General features: G+C 64.9%; 1 protein-coding gene. It reads left to right on the forward strand.

Going from position 1 to position 673, the window contains the following annotated elements:
• Positions 1-127: 127 nt before the first annotated feature.
• The coding region (locus G5358_RS21515; protein ID WP_421324932.1) for a hypothetical protein at positions 128-673 on the forward strand (546 nt) is incomplete at its 3' end.

Below are 673 nucleotides of genomic sequence, written 5' to 3' on the forward strand. Positions count from 1 at the left end.
TGACATCGACTTCAACGTCGAGGCGCTGAATGCGGGTGCGACCGAAACGGATGGCACGGTACAGGTGCTGCTGACCAACACGGTGAGTATCAGCGATGGCGACGGGTCAGAGACCTGGACCAGCCTGGTGTATACCTTCAACAATTTGCCTGCGAATACCACTGCAGTGGGTGGCACCCTGGTGGGTAATGTCCTGACAGTGAACGTGGTGGCGGGGGCATTGCCGCCGGCATTCGGGCTGGTGTTCCCGGCGGACTATTCGACGGCCGGGGTGTCGGGCAGTGCGAACAACACCGGCGCGCCCATCAGTTACACCGTGGTGGCGACCACCAATGAAGGCACGGCCAACAGCAGTGGCACGGTCACTATCGGAGTGGAAGGGGATATCAGTGTCAGCGCCACCAACCTGGTGCTGGCAGAAACGGATGCACCGGTGGCGGTATCGCTGGCGGCGCAGCTGGGTGTCACTGCGACCGACGCGGATGGTTCGGAGCAGGTGACCGGCGTGACGGTGACCCTGAGCGGTGTGCCGGCAGGTGCGTTGATGGGGGCAGGCTGGGTGGCTGGCGCGGTGGCGGGCAGCTACAGCTGGAGCGGTGCGAGCACAGCGGGCGTGCCGGGCTTTAGCTTGCCGGCGGACTGGAGCGGGGTCGTGAATGGCAACGTGGCGGGG

Source organism: Aeromonas sp. 604176, assembly GCF_049170755.1.
Taxonomy (GTDB): domain Bacteria; phylum Pseudomonadota; class Gammaproteobacteria; order Enterobacterales; family Aeromonadaceae; genus Aeromonas; species Aeromonas veronii_A.